The sequence below is a fragment of the Bradyrhizobium sp. TM102 genome (genome assembly GCF_009176685.1).
Classification (GTDB): Bacteria; Pseudomonadota; Alphaproteobacteria; order Rhizobiales; family Xanthobacteraceae; genus Bradyrhizobium; species Bradyrhizobium ottawaense.
Map to the genome: position 1 here is coordinate 4,404,281 of NZ_AP021855.1, position 16,407 is coordinate 4,420,687.

Here is a 16,407-nt window from a genome sequence, read left to right on the forward strand (position 1 = left end):
TCGCAGCCCTGGCCGGCTCGTCAGCAGACCAGCATCGCCTCCGGGATTTCCCGGGGCTCAGCTCTGGCTCGCCACCTCGCCGCGTTCCGAGGCGCCGGCACAATGATCCTGCCAGAACCGGCGATAGGCCGCCTCGACCTCACGCGTATAGAGTTCGACGTTGCCGGCAGGCGAGGTTGCGATCCGAGCCGGCAGTTCCACCCGCAACGTCGCCATATGAGCGGGCTGCGCCGCATATTTGCACGCGATCGCGGCGTAGCCGTCGTCATCCTCGGCGACCCAGTCGTCGAGGCCGACGGCCGCCACGATCGAGCCGCCGGCGCGCGACGAAGAGCCGTTGCCGAGCTTGGCGACGACCGGAACGCCCGCATAGAGGGATTCCCAGGTGCTGATGCCGCCATTTTGCGGGAAGGTGTCGAGGGAGATGTCGACTTGCGCAAAGGCCAGCAGATGCTCGTGGCGCGTGGTCGAGCCCAGGCAGGTGATATTGTCTTCGGCAATGCCCTGGGCTGCGAACCGTGCGATCAGGCCGTCGCGCAGCAAGGGATCGTCGAGCAGCCCGTGCTTGATGATGATCTTCGAACCCGCCACCTCGCGCATCACTTTCGACCACACCCGGATCGCCTCATCCGAGATCTTGTAGATGCGGTTGAACACACCGAAGGTCACATGGCCGTTCCGGAGCATGGGAAGCTCCGAGGGCGGCACGTCCAGGATGGGATCGATCGTGATCAGGCAGGGCAGATCATGGACCTTCTCGACCAGCAAATGGCGCGCCGAGTGCGGAATGAAGATTGGATCGGCGAGCACGTAATCCATGGTCTGAAGGCCCGTGCCCGTGGCGTGTCCGAAACCCGTGACCTGTATCGGGGCCGGCTTGCGGGCAAATACGGGGAGCCTGTTGCCAGCCGTATGCCCGGACACATCGATCAGGATATCGATCTTGTCCGCCTGGATGCGATCGAGGAGCTCGTCGTCCGAAAGCTGCGCGGCGTCGACCCAGACGTCCGCGAGGGGCTTGAACCTCTCGGTGATCTCATCCTGCAGCGGCCAGCAGGAATAGCAGACGATCTCGAACCTGGCGTGATCATGATGGCGCAGCACCGGCAACAGCGCGAACGCTGCCGAGTGGTTCCTGAATTCCGACGCGACATAGCCGACGACGATCCGCCTGTCCGGATCGAGTTCCCGGGGCGGCAGTGCCCGTTGCGGCAGTCGGGCGCCGATTGCATCCCACCAGGATTTTCGCGCCGCCTGCTGGACCGCGAAATCGGCCTCCGGCAGATAATCCAGGATGAATATCTTGCGTGCGATCGCATCCGCATAGTCCGGTGAGATCTCGAGCGCCGCGTCGAGATGCTCGAGTGCCGTCGCGACGTCTCCCTGGTTCGCATAGCAGGCGCCGAGAAGCACGATTGCGTAATCGGACCGCGGATTGTCCTCGAGCAGGATCTTCACGGCCGCGATCGCCTGCGTCGTGTTCCCCAAGAGAAGGTTGACTTGCGCCTTGCCACGCAGCGCGAGCTCGAGCCGCGGCGATTGCGCCAGTGCCGCATCGAAGTCCGCCGCCGCCTGCTCCAGGCGGTGCAGATCGAAATTGAGCCGCCCGCGCTGGGCCAGAATCCGCGGTGAACCCGGCTTGATCGCGAGCCCTGCCGCGAGGGCGGCTTCCGCCTCCTCATAATGCCGGAGCTCGATGCACACCATGCCCTTGCCCGCGATCGCTTCCGCATGACGCGGCTGAAACGACAGGGCGCGATCGAAACTCTCCTTGGCGCGCTCGGACCGGCCGATCAACAGCTCTGCCATGCCGCGGTTGCAAAATGCATCGGCATAGTCGGGCCGCAGCCCGATCGCGCGTTCGTGCAGCCCGATCGCCTGTTCGCCGAGGCCGACATTCAGGAGCGTATTGCCGAGATTGGTCAGGGTGATCGGACAATTCGGCTTCAGCGCAATGGCCTTCTCCTGGCATGCGCGGGCGTCCTGAAATTTCTGGAGATCGAAATACACGGCGCCGAGATTGCCATGGGCATCGGGCGAGCGCGGATCGAGCGCAACCGCGCGTTCGAACAGTCGTTGCGCCTCCTCCAGCCGCCCGCCCTCATACGCGCGCAGGCCGAGCAGGTGCGTGGCGTGGAAATGATCCGGAACCTCCTCCACAATGCCGCGGCAGAGCGTCTCGGCCTCGGCAAATCGGCCCTGCCGCAGCGCCTCGACCGCGAGCGACATGACGGCGTCCGCCTGCTTCCTCAACTTCTTTTGCAATCGCGCATTCTGGAATGCGCGCGCGCCGACACTGCTCTGCAAGGTCTCTCTCCGGAAGATGGCCCGGAAAGAGGCACAGCTGATTCGGATGGTGCCAGGCTGGCGGGTCAGTCAGGCCGGCGCGGGCTCCGGATGGCGAGTGCTCAGCGCAGGATCTGGCTCAGGAACAGCTTCGTGCGGGCGTGCTGGGGCGCCGCAAAGAACTCGTTCGGCGTGTTGGCCTCGATGATCTGGCCGGCGTCCATGAAGACCACGCGGTTGGCGACCTCGCGGGCAAAGCCCATTTCGTGGGTGACGACCAGCATGGTCATGCCTTCCTCGGCGAGGTCCACCATGGTGTCCAGCACCTCCTTGACCATCTCCGGATCGAGCGCCGAGGTCGGCTCGTCGAACAGCATGACCTTCGGGTTCATGGTCAGGGCCCGCGCGATCGCGACGCGCTGCTGCTGGCCGCCGGACATCTGACCCGGAAACTTGTTGGCCTGATGCGGGATCTTGACCCGCTCCAGGAACTTCATCGCGTTGATCTCGGCGTCCTTCTTCGGGATGTTGCGCACCCAGATCGGCGCCAGCGTGCAGTTCTCCAGCACGGTCAGATGCGGGAACAGGTTGAAGCTCTGGAACACCATGCCGACTTCCCGGCGCACCGCGTCGATGTGCTTGAGGTTGGGGCCGAGCGCGATGCCGTCGACGACGATCTCGCCCTCCTGGAATTCCTCCAGCGCGTTGATGCAGCGGATCAGGGTCGACTTGCCGGAGCCCGAGGGTCCGCAGATCACGATGCGCTCTCCCTTCTCGACCGCGAGGTCGATGTCGCGCAGCACGTGGAAGTCGCCGTACCATTTGTTGAGGCCGGAAATCTTGACGATGGGGTCGGACATGGTGACCTCGATCAGTTGCGACGGTGGGCGTTGAGGCGGTGCTCGACGAACAGCGAGTAGCGCGACATTCCAAAGCAGAAGATGAAGTAGATGATCCCGGCGAAGGCGAAGCCGGTGAACGCGGTCGAAGGCGTTGACCATTTCGGGTCCGAGAACGAGGCCCTGAGCGAGCCGAGCAGATCGAACAGCGCCACGATCGAGACCAGCGAGGTGTCCTTGAACAGCGAGATGAAGCTGTTGACGAGGTTCGGAATGACGTGACGCAGCGCCTGCGGCAGCACGATCAGCGAGGTCGTCTTCCACCAGGACAGGCCGAGGGCCGCGGCGGCCTCGCCCTGCCCGCGCGGGATCGCGGCGAGCCCGCCGCGGACGTTCTCGGCCTGATAGGCGCCCGTGAACAGCGCGATGCCGATCAGCGCGCGGACGAGGCCGTCGACGGTGAAATTGCCGGGCAGGAACAGCGGCAGCATGTAGGTGGCGAAGAACAGCACGGTGATCAGCGGCACGCCGCGCCAGAACTCGATGAAGGCGATCGAGAAGATCCGGATCAAGGGAATGGTGGAGCGGCGGCCGAGCGCCAGCGCGATGCCGATCGGCAGCGAGGTGACGATGCCGGTGACGGAGACCACCAGCGTCACCAGAAGGCCGCCCCACAAATTCGTCGTCACGACCGGCAGTCCACCGCGATCGAGCCCCATCAGCTTGATCACGATAGCGATGGCACCGAAGGCAACGATGCTCGAGGCCAGAGCGCGCCAGCCGGTGCGCAAGCCGCCGCCGAGACCGAAGGCGATCAACGACACGACCGCGGTGGTGACGGCGAAATCGGCCCAGATCGACTGACCCGCGCCCTGGATCTGATCGCGCAGCCAGGTCAGCGGAAGGATCAGCCAGGAGATCGCCGTGCCGACCAGCACGATAAAATTCCCGACCAACCACAACAACGGCGCGGCGGCGGATGTCTTGCTGAGACCGAGCACGGCCTGCCCGGCGCCGATGATGCTGTCGTCGAACAATTCCAGCAGGCCGGCGGTCCAGCTGAGACCAAAGCCCTTGATGCCGCCACCGTGCAGCAGAAAGAACGCGACCACAGGAAATGCGAAGAAGAACAGACTGGCGTTGAGCCCCTTCGCCGGCAGACGGGGCACGAGCAGCGGCACCAGCAGGGCCACCGCAAGAATGAAGGTGAGGTTGACCCGCCAGCGCTCGGCCTCGGGATAAAAACCGTAGATCAATTGCGGCAGCTTGGCCTGGATGTAGGGCCAGCAGGCGCCGACCGCAAAGCCGGCGTTCTCCGCGAGGCATGCCGTGCGGTCCTTGCCGCTCCAGACCGCATCGACCATCAGGAACCTGACCGAGGGAACGATGGTGAACCACAACAGCAAGGCGCCAACGATCGTGAGCAGGATGTTGGTCGGCGAGTTGAACAGGCGCGTGCGCATCAGCCCGACAAAGCCCGTGGTCTTCACAGGCGCGGGACGTTCGGTGAGCAGGTCCCGGCGGACGAAGCTGCTCGAGGCGATATCGCTCATGCGCCCAGACTCCGGCTGACGCGCCACCCGTAGACGCTCATGATCGCGCTGGTGAGCAGCGAGATCAGGAGATAGATGCCCATGGTCATCGCGATGATCTCGATCGCCTGCCCGGTCTGGCTCAGCGACGTGCCGGCGAACACCGAGACGAGGTCAGGATAGCCGATCGCGACCGCCAGCGACGAGTTCTTGGTGAGATTGAGGTACTGGTTGGTCAGCGGCGGCACGATGACGCGCATGGCCTGAGGCACGACGACCAGCCGGAGCGTGGTGCCGCGGCTGAGGCCGAGCGAGGCCCCCGCCTCCATCTGCCCCTTGTGGACCGACAGGATTCCGGCGCGCACGATCTCGGCGATGAAGGCGGCGGTATAGGTCGACAGCGCCAGCGTCAGCGCCACGAACTCCGGAATGATCCGCGATCCGCCGGCGAAATTGAAGCCCTTCAGCTGCGGCAGCTCGAAGGTAAAGGGCAGACCGAACACCAATATCGTGGCGAGCGGCAGGCCGAACAGCAGGCCAAGCACAGTGGGCCAGATCCGGATCATCCGCCCTTCCTGAAACAGCGCGCGCCGCGCATAGAAGCGCAAGGCCAGGGACGCGACGATACCGAGCGCCAGCATCGCCAGAAATGGCTCCAGGCCGCTTCCGCCGACCGGGCTTGGAATGACGAGGCCCCGATTGCTGATGAAGGCAACGCCGAGCAGCGAGATGCTCTGCCGCGGATTGGGCAAGGCCGCCAGCACCGCGAGGTACCAGAACAGGATCTGGAACAGCAGCGGCAGGTTGCGGATGAGCTCGACATAGATCTCGCCGACGCGGGACAACAGCCAATTGGGTGACAGCCGGCACAGCGCGACGATGAAGCCGATCAAGGTGGCGAAGACGATGCCCACCACCGAGACCACGAGCGTGTTCAGGAGCCCGACCACGAACACGCGCAGGAACGTGTCCGAGCCGGTATAGGAGATCAGGGTCTGGTTGACGTCGAAGCCGGCATTATTCCTGAGGAAGCCGAAGCCGGCGGCAATGTGCTGGTTTTCGAGGTTGGCGCGGGCATTGGAGACGATCTCATAGCCGATCCAGCCCAGGATCGCCGCGAAGGCAAACTGGACGGCAACGCCGTTCCAGCCTGCCTTGCCACCCAGAACGCGCCTGATCTTCAGCGCGATCTGGGGTGGCGGTTTTCGGGCCTCGGTGCTCATGCCGCTGCCAGCGGATCAGGATGATCAGCGGATCGGCGGCGCGTACTGAAGACCGCCCTTGTTCCAGAGATTGTTGAGACCGCGATTGATGGCGAGCGGCGAGCCCGCGCCGACATTGCGATCGAACACCTCGCCGTAATTGCCGACCGCCTTCACGATCCGCACCACCCAGTCCTTGGTCAGGCCGAGCTGTTCGCCGAAATTGCCGTCGGTGCCGAGGACGCGCTTCAACTCGGGATTTTCCAGCTTTGCTTTCTCGTCGACGTTCTTCGAGCTCACGCCAAGCTCTTCGGCGGTGACCATCGCGAACAGCGTCCACTTCACGATGTCGAACCACTGATCGTCGCCGTGGCGCACCATGGGGCCGAGCGGCTCCTTCGAGATGATTTCGGGAAGCACCATGTGGTCGTTGGGATTGGCAAGCTTCAGGCGATTGGCGTACAGGCCCGACTGATCGGTGGTGAAGACGTCGCAGCGTCCGGCCTCATAGGCCTTGACCGTTTCGTCGTTGGTGCCGAACGCGATCACCTCGTACTTCATGTTGTTGGCTTTGAAGTAGTCGGCCAGATTCTGCTCGGTGGTAGTGCCGGTCTGCACGCAGACCGAGGCGCTGTTGAGCTCGAGCGCCGAATTCACCTTGAGCGACTTCTTCACCATGAAGCCCTGCCCGTCATAATAGGTCACGCCGGTAAAATTGGCGCCGAGCGAGGTATCACGCGAGATGGTCCAGGTGGTGTTGCGCGAGAGCACGTCGATTTCGCCGGATTGAAGCGCGGTGAAGCGGTCCTTGGCGGACAGCGGCACGTACTTGACCTTGGTCGCATCGTTGAAGATCGCCCCGGCGATCGCCTTGCAGACGTCGACGTCGAGGCCGGTCCAGTTGCCCTTGTCGTCGGGCGAGGAGAATCCCGGCAGGCCCTGGCTGACGCCGCAGGACAACATGCCCCGGTCCTTGACCGTCTTGAGCGTTTGCGCATCGGCGGCCTGGGCGGAGAGGCCGGCGGCGAGAGCAAGGGTGAGAGCCAGGGTTACGCGTTTCATGGGCTTTGGGCCTTTCAAAGTCGTATCAAGGAACGTTGTCTCAGGATCATCCCTGCCAGGGCCAGGCGTATCAAGGCCAGCCCTGCAAGAGTCATGCTGGAAAACCTTGCCGAACACCCGCCGATCCCGAAAGGCCATACCTTAATCCCCGCCGCAGCGCCGGCCGATATGGCTGTGACGCAAGGTCCGGTCAGACGATGGATCGAAGGTCGCGGCAGGCCCCTCAACATGCGGCGACTGAATAGCACCTGCGCATCACAGAACGACTGGCGTGCCGGGTCAAGGGGTTGACGGGACTCTTCTGTGTTCTGTTATTAACGACAGCGGCCTTTCGGCCAGCCCGTCAGGCGCCAAGCCCGAGCGGAAACGCGGTTTTGAAAGCAGACGCATGGATTCCTCGCACCCCCAAGAGCAGCAGGCCGAGACCCGGCTGGTCACCTCCGGCCGCGACACCAAGGCGCAGAAGGGGTTCGTCAATCCGCCGGTCTTTCATGGCTCGACCGTGCTCTACCCGACTGCGGAGGACCTGCACGCCCATCGCGGCGAGTTCACGTATGGCCGCCACGGTTCCCCTACCACCAAGGCGTTCCAGGAGACGCTGATGGCGCTGGAGGGACCACAATGCGCCGGCGTCGGCATCGTCCCGTCGGGGCTGTCGGCGATCTCGACCACCCTGCTCTCGGTGCTCAAGGCCGGAGACCATCTCCTGGTCTGCGACAACGTCTATCGGCCCTCGCGCAATTTCTGCAACGGCATGCTCACCCGCCTTGGCGTCGAGACCAGCTATTTCGATCCGATGATCGGCGCCGGCATCGACAAGCTGTTCAAGCCCAACACCCGGGCCGTTCTGGTGGAGGCCCCGGGCTCGCAATCGTTCGAGATGCCGGACATTCGCGCCATCGCCGAGGTCACGCATCGGCACGGCGCGCTCGTCATCGACGACAATACCTGGGCGACGCCGCTCTATCACCGCTCGCTCGAACAGGGCGTCGACATCAGCATGCAGGCCGCCACCAAATATATCGGCGGCCATTCCGACATCATGTTCGGCACCATCTCGGCCAATGCCAAGGCCTGGCCGATGGTCACTGAAGGCATCCGCCTGCTCGGCGTCTGCGCTGGACCCGACGACGTCTTCCTGGCGCTGCGCGGCCTGCGCACGCTGTCGGTGCGGCTGGCACAGCATCACCGCTCCGGGCTCGACATGGCGCGTTGGCTCGCTGCTAGACCCGAGGTCGCGCGCGTACTGCATCCGGGGCTCGAGACCGATCCCGGCCACGCGATCTGGAAGCGTGACTTTACCGGCGCGTCAGGCCTGTTCAGCATCGTGCTGAAGCCAGCACCGCAGAAGGCCGTCGACACCATGCTCAACACGCTCAAGCTGTTCGGCATGGGTTTTTCCTGGGGTGGCTTCGAGAGCCTCGCGATTCCCTTCGACTGCGACGCCTATCGCACCGCGACCAAGTGGGCGCCGGGCGGCCCGACGCTGCGTCTCCACATTGGCCTCGAGAGCGTCGACGACCTCAAGGCCGATCTCGACCGCGGCTTCGCTGCCCTCAAAGCGGCAATGTGAGCCTGCTCACAAGGCATCTCGACCGCGGACGCGCCAACGCGCGCCGCGACGGACGCGCAATGCGCGCCGTGGGAACGTGCAGCTGGCGTAAACGTTAACGCCGACGCGCCAACAAAAGGTTTGAACCTCAAGCATTTGGCGCTAGCCTCACAAATCGACTCCAATCCGGACACGGAGCATGGGAACGTTGGTTCTGCTCGATCTGATGGGCGGCGTTGCGCTGTTGCTGTGGGGCCTGCACATGGTCCACAGCGGGATCTTGCGCGCCTTCGGTCCTGACCTCAGGCGGCTGCTCGGCAAGGCGCTGAGCAACCGCGGCAGCGCTTTCGCCGCCGGCCTCGGCCTCACCGCGCTGCTCCAGAGCAGCACCGCGACCGCCCTGATCACGAGCTCGTTCGCAGCCGAGGGGCTCGTCAGCCTTGCCGCGGCGCTTGCCATCATGCTCGGGGCCAATGTCGGCACGACGCTGATCGTGCAGGTGCTGTCGTTCAACATCGCAGCCGTCGCGCCGGTCCTGTTCGTGCTTGGCCTCGTCGCCTTCCGCTCCGGCCCGCGATCGCGGATCAAGGACATCGGCCGCGTCTGCATCGGCCTTGGCCTGATGCTGCTCTCGCTGCATATCCTGCTCGACACGCTGGCGCCGGCGGAGAACGCACCGGGCGTCCGCATCGTGATGTCGGCCATCACGGGCGATCCCATATTGTGCATCATCATCGCCGCCCTTGTCACCTGGGCCGTGCATTCAAGCGTCGCCAGCGTGCTGCTGATCATGTCGCTGGCCTATTCGCAGTTCGTCACGCCCTACGCGGCGCTGGCGCTGGTGCTCGGGGCCAATCTCGGCAGTGCCATCAATCCCGTGTTCGAGGGCGCCAGGCGTGACGATCCCGCGAGCTACCGCCTGCCGGTCGGCAATCTCGTCAACCGCGTGATCGGGATTGCGCTCGTCCTGCCCTTCCTCGGCACGATCGCCGAGCACATGCACGCCTGGCAGCCTGATCTGGCCAAGATGACGGCGGCTTTCCACATCACCTTCAATGTCGGCACGGCCGTCGTCTTCATCGGCCTGCTCGACACCATGTCGCGCCTGTTGACACGCCTTCTGCCGGATCGCGTGCAGGAGGCCGATCCGGCCCGCCCGCGCTATCTCGACGAGACTGCGCTGGAGACGCCATCACTGGCGCTCGCCGACGCCGCTCGCGAGACGTTGCGGATGGGAGATCTCGTCGAGGTCATGCTGCGGAAGGTGATGGCGGCGATGATGACCGGCGACCGTGCGCTGGTCGACCAGGTCTCCAAGATGGACAATTTCGTCGACGGTCTCGACGAGGCCATCAAGCTCTACGTGACCAAGCTGATGCGGGGCAGCCTCGACGAGAGCGAAGGGCGGCGCGCGATGGAGATCATCTCCTTCGCCATCAACCTCGAACATATCGGCGACATCATCGACAAGAGCCTGAGCGAGCTCGCCACCAAGAAGATCAAGCGGCGCTTCCAGTTCTCGGCGGAAGGGGCCGACGAGCTCGCCGCCTTCCACAAGCGCACCATGGACTCGCTGCGGATCGCCTTCGGCGTCTTCATGTCCGGCGACGCCAACGAGGCGCGCAAGCTACTGGTGGAGAAAACTGCACTGCGCAACACCGAGCTTGCCGCAGTCGAGCGCCACCTCGACCGCCTGCGCGAGGGCCGCCCCGAGACCATCGAGACGACCTCGCTGCATCTGGACGTGCTGCGCGATCTGCGCCGCATCCACTCGCACATCTGCTCGGTCGCCTATCCCGTGCTCGACGCGGCCGGCGTGCCCTATCGCAGGACCGAGGCGGAGACAGCCGCCCTGCCAGCCTCAGGCGCGGCCTCGGCGTTGCCGCGCTAAAACCTGGGCTCAGCGATCGAGCGTTTTCGAGGCGCGGCCGCGGTTCTTGATGATCAGCATGATGTTGCGGATATAGATGATGGTCGCGAGCGATTGTCCGAGGATGATGACCGGCTCGCGCTTCACGACGCCGTAGACCAGCGTCATCAGTCCGCCGCCCATCGAGCAGAACCAGAACGCCATCGGCACCACGCTGTTGCCGGCGCGCTCGCTCGCGATCCACTGCACCAGGAAGCGCGCGGTGAAGAACAGCTGCGCGACAAGGCCGAACGCCAGCCAGAAATCGAACTTGGCGACGAAGACGTCGTAGAGATAGTTGCTCAGCGCCTGACCGTATTGAATGATCATGCGTTCACCTCAGTCACATCTGGTGTCGGCTTCTTGCGGCGGATCAGCCACCATACGCCGGCGAGATCCATGATGCCGATCCAGAGCCGGTCGAAGAAGCCGTAGTTGGACACGCCGGAATGGCGCGGCCGGTCGATCACGTCGACATAGGCGATGTCGTAGCCTTCACGCCGGACCAGCGCCGGCAGGAAGCGATGCAGCCCATCGAAATAGGGCATCATCAGGAAGACCTCGCGCCGGAATGCCTTCAGCCCGCAGCCGGTATCCCGCGTGCCGTCCTTCAGGATGGAGTTGCGGACGCCGTTGGCCACGCGCGACTGGAGTTTCTTGAAACCGGTATCCTTGCGTCCGACACGCTGCCCCGCGGCGAGGCCGACGCGCCCTGCTCCCTTCTCGACCGCCGCGATCAGGTCGGGCAGGAAGGCCGGATTGTTCTGGCCGTCGCCATCGAGCGTCGCCACGATCGCCCCGCGCGCCGCGCGCACGCCGCTGCGCACGGCCGCGGATTGGCCACCTGATCTGGCATGGCGAAGCTGGCGCAGATTGCTCCGCTGCGCCATGATCGCCGCGAGCCGCTCGCCGGTCGCATCGGTCGAGCCGTCGTTGACGTAGATGATCTCATAGGCCCAGCGGCCATCGAGCGCCGCGCCGATCTCCGCGATCAGCGGCGCGATGTTGTCGGCTTCGTTACGCACGGGAACGACGATGGAAACCGAGGGCTGGGAAACCGAAGGCTGGGACGACGACAAATCGAGGCTCGTGGTTGGAATGGACCTTCCCGGGGAACCGGCGGCCCCGACAGGCAGCCGCTTTTATGGGGCGGATGCCCCGCGGGCAACCCTTTTGAGATGGCCCGAAACCGCCCCGGCAAGAGGCACAATGGTGCCATCGGCGCAGATGGCAAAGCCCAGCCGCCTGGCCGCGAACCAATAGCGGACCGCCATGGCGCCGACCGTGCCGACCAGGGCGCCGGCCACGACGTCGCTCGGGTGATGCGCGACCAGCACCAGACGCGTCAACAGGATCACGATTGCGTAAGTGAACATGAACACGCGCAAGCGCGGCCACAATGCCGATACTGCAAATGCCAGAGCGAACGCCGCCACGGCATGGCCCGACGGCAGGCTGGCATAAGCCCCCGTCCCCTCGAACGGCATGAAGTTGAACGGATTGGCCTTGCCGCCGACAAACGGACGTCCGCGGCCGATGATATATTTCAGGACCTCGGCAACGAATGCCGACACGGCAATCGACAGAAACACAAACTGCAGCCGTGTGCCGAGACCGAGGAGCAGCGCGCGGCTTGTGCCGTGAAGCCCGGCCGCAACGAACGCCAACACCACCAGCAAGCCCCCGAGGACCGAGAGCAGATACTCGTCCTTGCCGAAATCGGTGAGGATGCGGATCGGCCACAGGCTTGGCGTGCCGCGAGCCGGCATCAGCTGGATCTCGGTCTGGTCGAACGCGAGCATCAGCGCGATGACGAGAGCCGCGCCCGCCGCACTGAGCCACAGCGAATGCCGCGCCAGTTTTCGCGCGGCCTCTGCGCGGCGCGAATGCGAGGGCGTGCGGACGAGCTGCGCCAGCGCGCTCCGGGACACGGCGAGCAATTGCGCGGGATAGCCCGGACGGGGCGCGGGGCTGGTCGTAACAGGCATCCTATTCGGTGCCTTCCGAGCGGAAGATCGAGATCGAGATCGCGCGCCCTTGCGAGAAATTGTAGCCGTCGATGCGGGTGCCGACCTTGTAGCGCAGCCCGATCGCCTCGGCGCGCTGCACGAAGCTCCGCTCCGAACGCTGCTCGATCAGCGCAAAGCGGCAGCTCCCCTGCCTCAGGAAGTCGGCCGCGCCCGACCCGTCCGTGAGCAGGGTCTGGGTGCCCGTCAGGAAGACGAGGCTCGGCTCGTGATAGCCGGCAGCCGCCGCCTTCGGCCCGACGCAGGTGACGTTGCGCAGCGCGCGCGCGATCTCGATGCTCGGAAACAGGGGCGTCAAGGACGGCAGCACGATGCCATACACCACCACCGCCAGCATCAGGGCCGCGACCAGCGCGTTGAGCAGCGAGCGCTCGGCGCGGTTGTTGTCGTAGAGCCACCAGGCGAACAGGCCGAAGATCAGCGATGCTGCGATGAACGGCCAGGCCACAAAAGCCGGCTGCCGCGTCAGCATCACCGCACCGACCACCGCGATGATCGAGGCGGCCGCGGGGATCGCGAACCACCAGGCCGAGCCGCGCATCAGCCAGGAGCGCGACAGCACGCGCCGCTCCACCGCACCGGCGGTGAGAATGGCGATCGCCGGATACAGCGGCAGCACGTAATGCGGCAGCTTGGTCAGCACCGCCTCGAACACGATCCAGGACGGGATCAGCCAGGCCAGCAGAAACTGCGCGCCGGGCTCACGCCGCGCCCGCCACACCGCGGGTGCCGCCATCGCCGCGAGCGGCGCGCCCGGCCAGAACGTGATCCAGAACAGCGCCAGATACATACCGGGCGGCGCGCCGTGGGATTCCTGGGCGCCGATCTTGCTCAGCATGTCGCCGCCGACGGAATCGGCGAAGAAGGCATCGCCCGCGCGCCAGAAGATCGCGACGAACCAGGGCAGCACCAGCACCAGCATCCACATCAGGCCCCAGACCGGACGCAGCTTCCACAGCCAGGAGGCATCGCGGTCCTGGATCGCGAGCGCGACGATGGTCAACCCCGCGAACATCAGGATCAGCGGACCCTTGATCAGGATGCCCACCGCAAGCGCGGTCCAGAAGATCGCAGGCCAGCTCCACGGCGGATGCGTCTCGTCCTCGGCGCGCTGCCAGGACAGATAGGCGCGCGCCATCGCACCCATCGCGGCGGTCACGCAAAACAGCAGCATCGCGTCGGTCTTGGCCAGCCGCGCCTCGACGCCGAGCAGCACCGAAGCGCACATCATCAACGCCGCCAGCACCGCGGCGCGCCGCGTGACGAATCCGAGCGCCGCCCAATAGGTCATGAGCACGGCGCCGATCGCTCCGAACAGCGACGGCAGCCGGTAGACCCAGATCCGCAATTCGGCCTTCGGCAGCTTGAGCATCGAGGCGGCTTCGACCGTCGCCGATTGCAACCAGTAGATGCCGACCGGCTTCTTGTAGCGGACGTCCTCCTGGAAGCGGATATCGACATAGTCGCCGCTCTCGACCATCTGCTTGGTGGCCTGGGCGAACCGCGCCTCGTCGCGATCGATCGGCGGGATCGTGAAGAAGCCCGGCAGGAACAACAGCAGCGCGCACAGCACCAGGAAGGCGACGGCGCGGGCATGGCTGGCCGTGGCGACATCGAGCATGCTCACGAGCCGGCTGCCCGGATTTGCGGGCGATTTCGGCTCGCGGGGCGCTCCAAAACGGGGAGTAGGATAGGTCTCGGCCATTGGTTCCGCTTACGCTGAAACCGCCATCGCCACAACCGCTTGAGGCAGGGTCATTGAATTCGAATGACGACTGTGTCCGCGGCGCCCGTGGCGTCGATCACGGTGAGCCGCGCAAAGCCCGGACCGGGCGGATCGATCAGGCGCTGGCGGCGGCCATCGATCTCGCCGAGCGCCGTGCCGTTAACCATGACAGTCATGGGCAGCACGCCGCCAGCGACCTTGACCGGCATCGCGGCGCTCTCCTGCCCCCCGGAGCGATCGACGTCGATCCGCGAGCCATTCAGCGGAAACTGGATATGCAGCGCCTGCTCACGGCCGGTCCGCACCAGTTCCCCCACCGGGCGGAACCGCTTCAGCGGCAGCGGCAGCTTGGCGTTGCTGGCAACCAGGGTTCCCCTTGGCGGCTTCGGCAAGGCGGCCAGCGTCTTGCCGGTGCGGGCGAAGGCATCGAACAGGATCGGAGCGGCGGCGACGCGCCCGATCAGGCCCGGAACCGGCGCACCATCGGGCCGGCCGACCCAGACGCCGACGGTCATCCGGCCGTCGAACCCGACCGACCAAGCGTCGCGATAGCCATAGGAGGTGCCGGTCTTGAAGGCGATACGGTTGTGAGCGGCGTTCTCCGGCGGCGGCGTGCCCAGCAGCACGTTGCCGACCTGCCAGGCCGCGACCTGGTCCAGCAGCCGGAGCGGCTCGCGGTCGTCCTTGTCAGCCATCACCTCGCGCAGCGGCTTGGTGGTGCCGAGGCGGGCAAAGCCCGTATAGAGCTGGGCAAGATCCTGCAGCGTCACGCCGACACCGCCGAGCCCCATGGCGAGCCCCGGCGCTTCGTCCTTGGGCAGAACCAGATTGCCGCCGGCCTGCCGGAGCCGCGAGGCCAGTCGGCTGGAGCCGACGCGGTCGAGCAGCACGATCGCGGGCACGTTCAGCGAGAGTTGCAGCGCCTTCCTCACGGGCACCGTGCCCTGGAAGGTCATGTCGAAATTTTCCGGCGCGTAGGAGCCGAAGCGGACCGGCCGGTCGTCGATCAGGCTCTCCGGATGGACGAAACCGTCCTCGAAGGCGAGCCCGTAGATGAAGGGTTTTAGTGTCGAGCCCGGCGAGCGGATCGCGCGGGTCATGTCGACCTGCCCTGCCCGGCTCTCGTCGAAGTAATCGGCCGACCCTACGCGTGCGAGCACGTCGCCGCTCTCGTTGTCGACCACGATGATGCCGACGGAGATGTTCGGCCCGAGCGCAATGGCGCGGTCGCGCGCCAATGGCTCCAGCACCTTCTGCAAATTCGCATCCAGCGTCAGCTTGATGACCGGCGTATCCTTGACCGTCGACAGCGCAGTGTCGGACGCATGCGGCGCCAGGATCGGCATCGGCCTGCGCAGTCTTGGCACGGGCACGGCCTTGGCCTGCCTTGCGTCGTCTGCGCTGACCACATGCTCCTCGACCATGCGGTCGAGCACGCGATCGCGCGCCTTGCGCGCTGCCTCCGGATGGCGATCGAGGCGGCGCGTCTCCGGCGATTGCGGCAGCGCGACCAGCAGCGCGGCTTCGGCCAGCGACAGGCGCTTCGGCTCCTTGCCGAGATAGCCGATCGAGGCGGCGCGGATGCCCTCGAGATTGCCGCCATAAGGCGCCAGCGCAAGATAGAGGTCGAGGATCTGCTCCTTGCTCATGCTGCGCTCGATCTCGATCGCGCGCACCATCTGCCGCAGCTTGGCGTAGAGCGAGCGCTGCCGCCGCGGCTCCATCAGCCGCGCCAGCTGCATACTGATGGTCGAGCCGCCTGAGACGATGTGGCCGCGCGTTGCCAGCTGCAAGGCGGCGCGCCCGAGTGCGAGCGGGTCGAGCCCGTTGTGGGCGTAGAAGCGCTGGTCCTCATAGGCGAACAGCAGCTTCAGATAGGTCGGGTCGACGCTGGATTTGGCATCGACCGGCAACCGCCAGCGGCCGTCGGCCATGGCGTAGGCCCGCAGCAGCTTGCCGTTGCGGTCGACGATGGTAGTGGACACGTGCCGGGCCTCGTCGAGCGGGAGAGGTCCGAGCGAATAGACCCAGGTCACGAAGCCGACGATGGCGAGGATGAGGGTGAGAGCAGCGCCGGAGAGGATACGAAGGCCCCTGCCCCGGACTCCGTCATGGCCGGGCTTGTCCCGGCCATCCACGCTCTTGCCGGCCGCGCCGCAGTTCGTGGATGCCCGGGCCTTCGCCGCGCCGAAGCGGCTTCGGCCGCGCAGGCGGGACAAGCCCGGGCATGACGACTGAGTATGTGGCTCCGCTGCGCTCATCCCATCAGCAC

At 65.5% G+C, this 16,407-nt stretch carries 12 protein-coding genes; 2 read left to right on the forward strand and 10 right to left on the reverse strand.

Features of this window, described 5'->3' with window-relative positions; all coding sequences use genetic code 11:
* Window positions 1-57: 57 nt before the first annotated feature.
* The 5 genes from GDN70_RS21035 to GDN70_RS21055 form a co-directional block, all read right to left on the reverse strand.
* Window positions 58-2,307: a tetratricopeptide repeat protein gene (locus GDN70_RS21035; protein ID WP_173015846.1), complete on the reverse strand. Its 2,250-nt coding sequence runs from the start codon at window positions 2,305-2,307 to the stop codon at window positions 58-60.
* A 101-nt stretch (window positions 2,308-2,408) separates the two neighbouring features.
* Window positions 2,409-3,146, reverse strand: a complete 738-nt coding sequence (locus GDN70_RS21040; protein WP_018323160.1) for an amino acid ABC transporter ATP-binding protein — start codon at window positions 3,144-3,146, stop codon at window positions 2,409-2,411.
* Window positions 3,147-3,157: 11 nt separating this feature from the next.
* Window positions 3,158-4,678, reverse strand: a complete 1,521-nt coding sequence (locus tag GDN70_RS21045; RefSeq protein WP_028144713.1) for an amino acid ABC transporter permease — start codon at window positions 4,676-4,678, stop codon at window positions 3,158-3,160.
* Window positions 4,675-5,880 carry an amino acid ABC transporter permease gene (locus tag GDN70_RS21050; RefSeq protein WP_028144714.1) on the reverse strand — a complete coding sequence of 402 codons (1,206 nt, stop codon included), beginning with the start codon at window positions 5,878-5,880 and terminating at the stop codon, window positions 4,675-4,677. The genes GDN70_RS21045 and GDN70_RS21050 overlap by 4 nt, the downstream gene beginning before the upstream one ends.
* A 24-nt stretch (window positions 5,881-5,904) precedes the next feature.
* The gene (locus tag GDN70_RS21055; RefSeq protein WP_028144715.1) at window positions 5,905-6,921 is read right to left on the reverse strand and encodes an amino acid ABC transporter substrate-binding protein; all 1,017 of its coding nucleotides are present in this window, start codon (window positions 6,919-6,921) and stop codon (window positions 5,905-5,907) included.
* Window positions 6,922-7,309: 388 nt separating this feature from the next.
* Between GDN70_RS21055 and metC the strand changes: the two genes are divergently transcribed.
* Both metC and GDN70_RS21065 read left to right on the forward strand, forming a co-directional pair.
* Window positions 7,310-8,494 carry a cystathionine beta-lyase gene (gene metC, locus GDN70_RS21060; RefSeq protein WP_038946724.1) on the forward strand — a complete coding sequence of 395 codons (1,185 nt, stop codon included), beginning with the start codon at window positions 7,310-7,312 and terminating at the stop codon, window positions 8,492-8,494.
* Window positions 8,495-8,672: 178 nt separating this feature from the next.
* A complete protein-coding gene (locus tag GDN70_RS21065) occupies window positions 8,673-10,364 on the forward strand; it encodes a Na/Pi cotransporter family protein (RefSeq protein WP_152102999.1) in 1,692 nt (563 codons plus the stop codon).
* 9 nt (window positions 10,365-10,373) lie between these two features.
* Here GDN70_RS21065 and GDN70_RS21070 read toward each other — a convergent pair whose 3' ends face one another.
* The 5 genes from GDN70_RS21070 to pbpC form a co-directional block, all read right to left on the reverse strand.
* A complete protein-coding gene (locus tag GDN70_RS21070; RefSeq protein WP_018323154.1) occupies window positions 10,374-10,712 on the reverse strand; it encodes a lipid-A-disaccharide synthase N-terminal domain-containing protein in 339 nt (112 codons plus the stop codon).
* Window positions 10,709-11,461: a glycosyltransferase family 2 protein gene (locus GDN70_RS21075; protein ID WP_038946722.1), complete on the reverse strand. Its 753-nt coding sequence runs from the start codon at window positions 11,459-11,461 to the stop codon at window positions 10,709-10,711. Before GDN70_RS21075 ends, GDN70_RS21070 begins: the two co-directional genes overlap by 4 nt.
* A gap of 63 nt (window positions 11,462-11,524) precedes the next feature.
* Entirely contained in the window at window positions 11,525-12,370 is an 846-nt protein-coding gene (locus GDN70_RS21080) for a phosphatase PAP2 family protein (RefSeq protein ID WP_038946721.1), read from the reverse strand.
* Window position 12,371: 1 nt separating this feature from the next.
* Entirely contained in the window at window positions 12,372-14,114 is a 1,743-nt protein-coding gene (locus GDN70_RS21085; RefSeq protein ID WP_028144723.1) for a glycosyltransferase family 39 protein, read from the reverse strand.
* A 50-nt stretch (window positions 14,115-14,164) separates the two neighbouring features.
* Window positions 14,165-16,396, reverse strand: a complete 2,232-nt coding sequence (gene pbpC, locus GDN70_RS21090) for a penicillin-binding protein 1C (RefSeq protein ID WP_246554001.1) — start codon at window positions 16,394-16,396, stop codon at window positions 14,165-14,167.
* Window positions 16,397-16,407: the final 11 nt, after the last annotated feature.

What these genes read in the sequence shown, in the direction of transcription:
- GDN70_RS21040 (WP_018323160.1), bottom strand. Translation starts at nt 3,146, where the DNA reads ATGTCCGACCCCATCGTCAAGATTTCCGGCCTCAACAAATGGTACGGC.
- GDN70_RS21055 (WP_028144715.1), bottom strand. Translation starts at nt 6,921, where the DNA reads ATGAAACGCGTAACCCTGGCTCTCACCCTTGCTCTCGCCGCCGGCCTC.
- GDN70_RS21085 (WP_028144723.1), bottom strand. Translation starts at nt 14,114, where the DNA reads ATGGCCGAGACCTATCCTACTCCCCGTTTTGGAGCGCCCCGCGAGCCG.
- GDN70_RS21080 (WP_038946721.1), bottom strand. Translation starts at nt 12,370, where the DNA reads ATGCCTGTTACGACCAGCCCCGCGCCCCGTCCGGGCTATCCCGCGCAA.
- GDN70_RS21045 (WP_028144713.1), bottom strand. Translation starts at nt 4,678, where the DNA reads ATGAGCGATATCGCCTCGAGCAGCTTCGTCCGCCGGGACCTGCTCACC.
- GDN70_RS21065 (WP_152102999.1), top strand. Translation starts at nt 8,673, where the DNA reads ATGGGAACGTTGGTTCTGCTCGATCTGATGGGCGGCGTTGCGCTGTTG.
- GDN70_RS21050 (WP_028144714.1), bottom strand. Translation starts at nt 5,880, where the DNA reads ATGAGCACCGAGGCCCGAAAACCGCCACCCCAGATCGCGCTGAAGATC.
- pbpC (WP_246554001.1), bottom strand. Translation starts at nt 16,396, where the DNA reads ATGAGCGCAGCGGAGCCACATACTCAGTCGTCATGCCCGGGCTTGTCC.
- metC (WP_038946724.1), top strand. Translation starts at nt 7,310, where the DNA reads ATGGATTCCTCGCACCCCCAAGAGCAGCAGGCCGAGACCCGGCTGGTC.
- GDN70_RS21070 (WP_018323154.1), bottom strand. Translation starts at nt 10,712, where the DNA reads ATGATCATTCAATACGGTCAGGCGCTGAGCAACTATCTCTACGACGTC.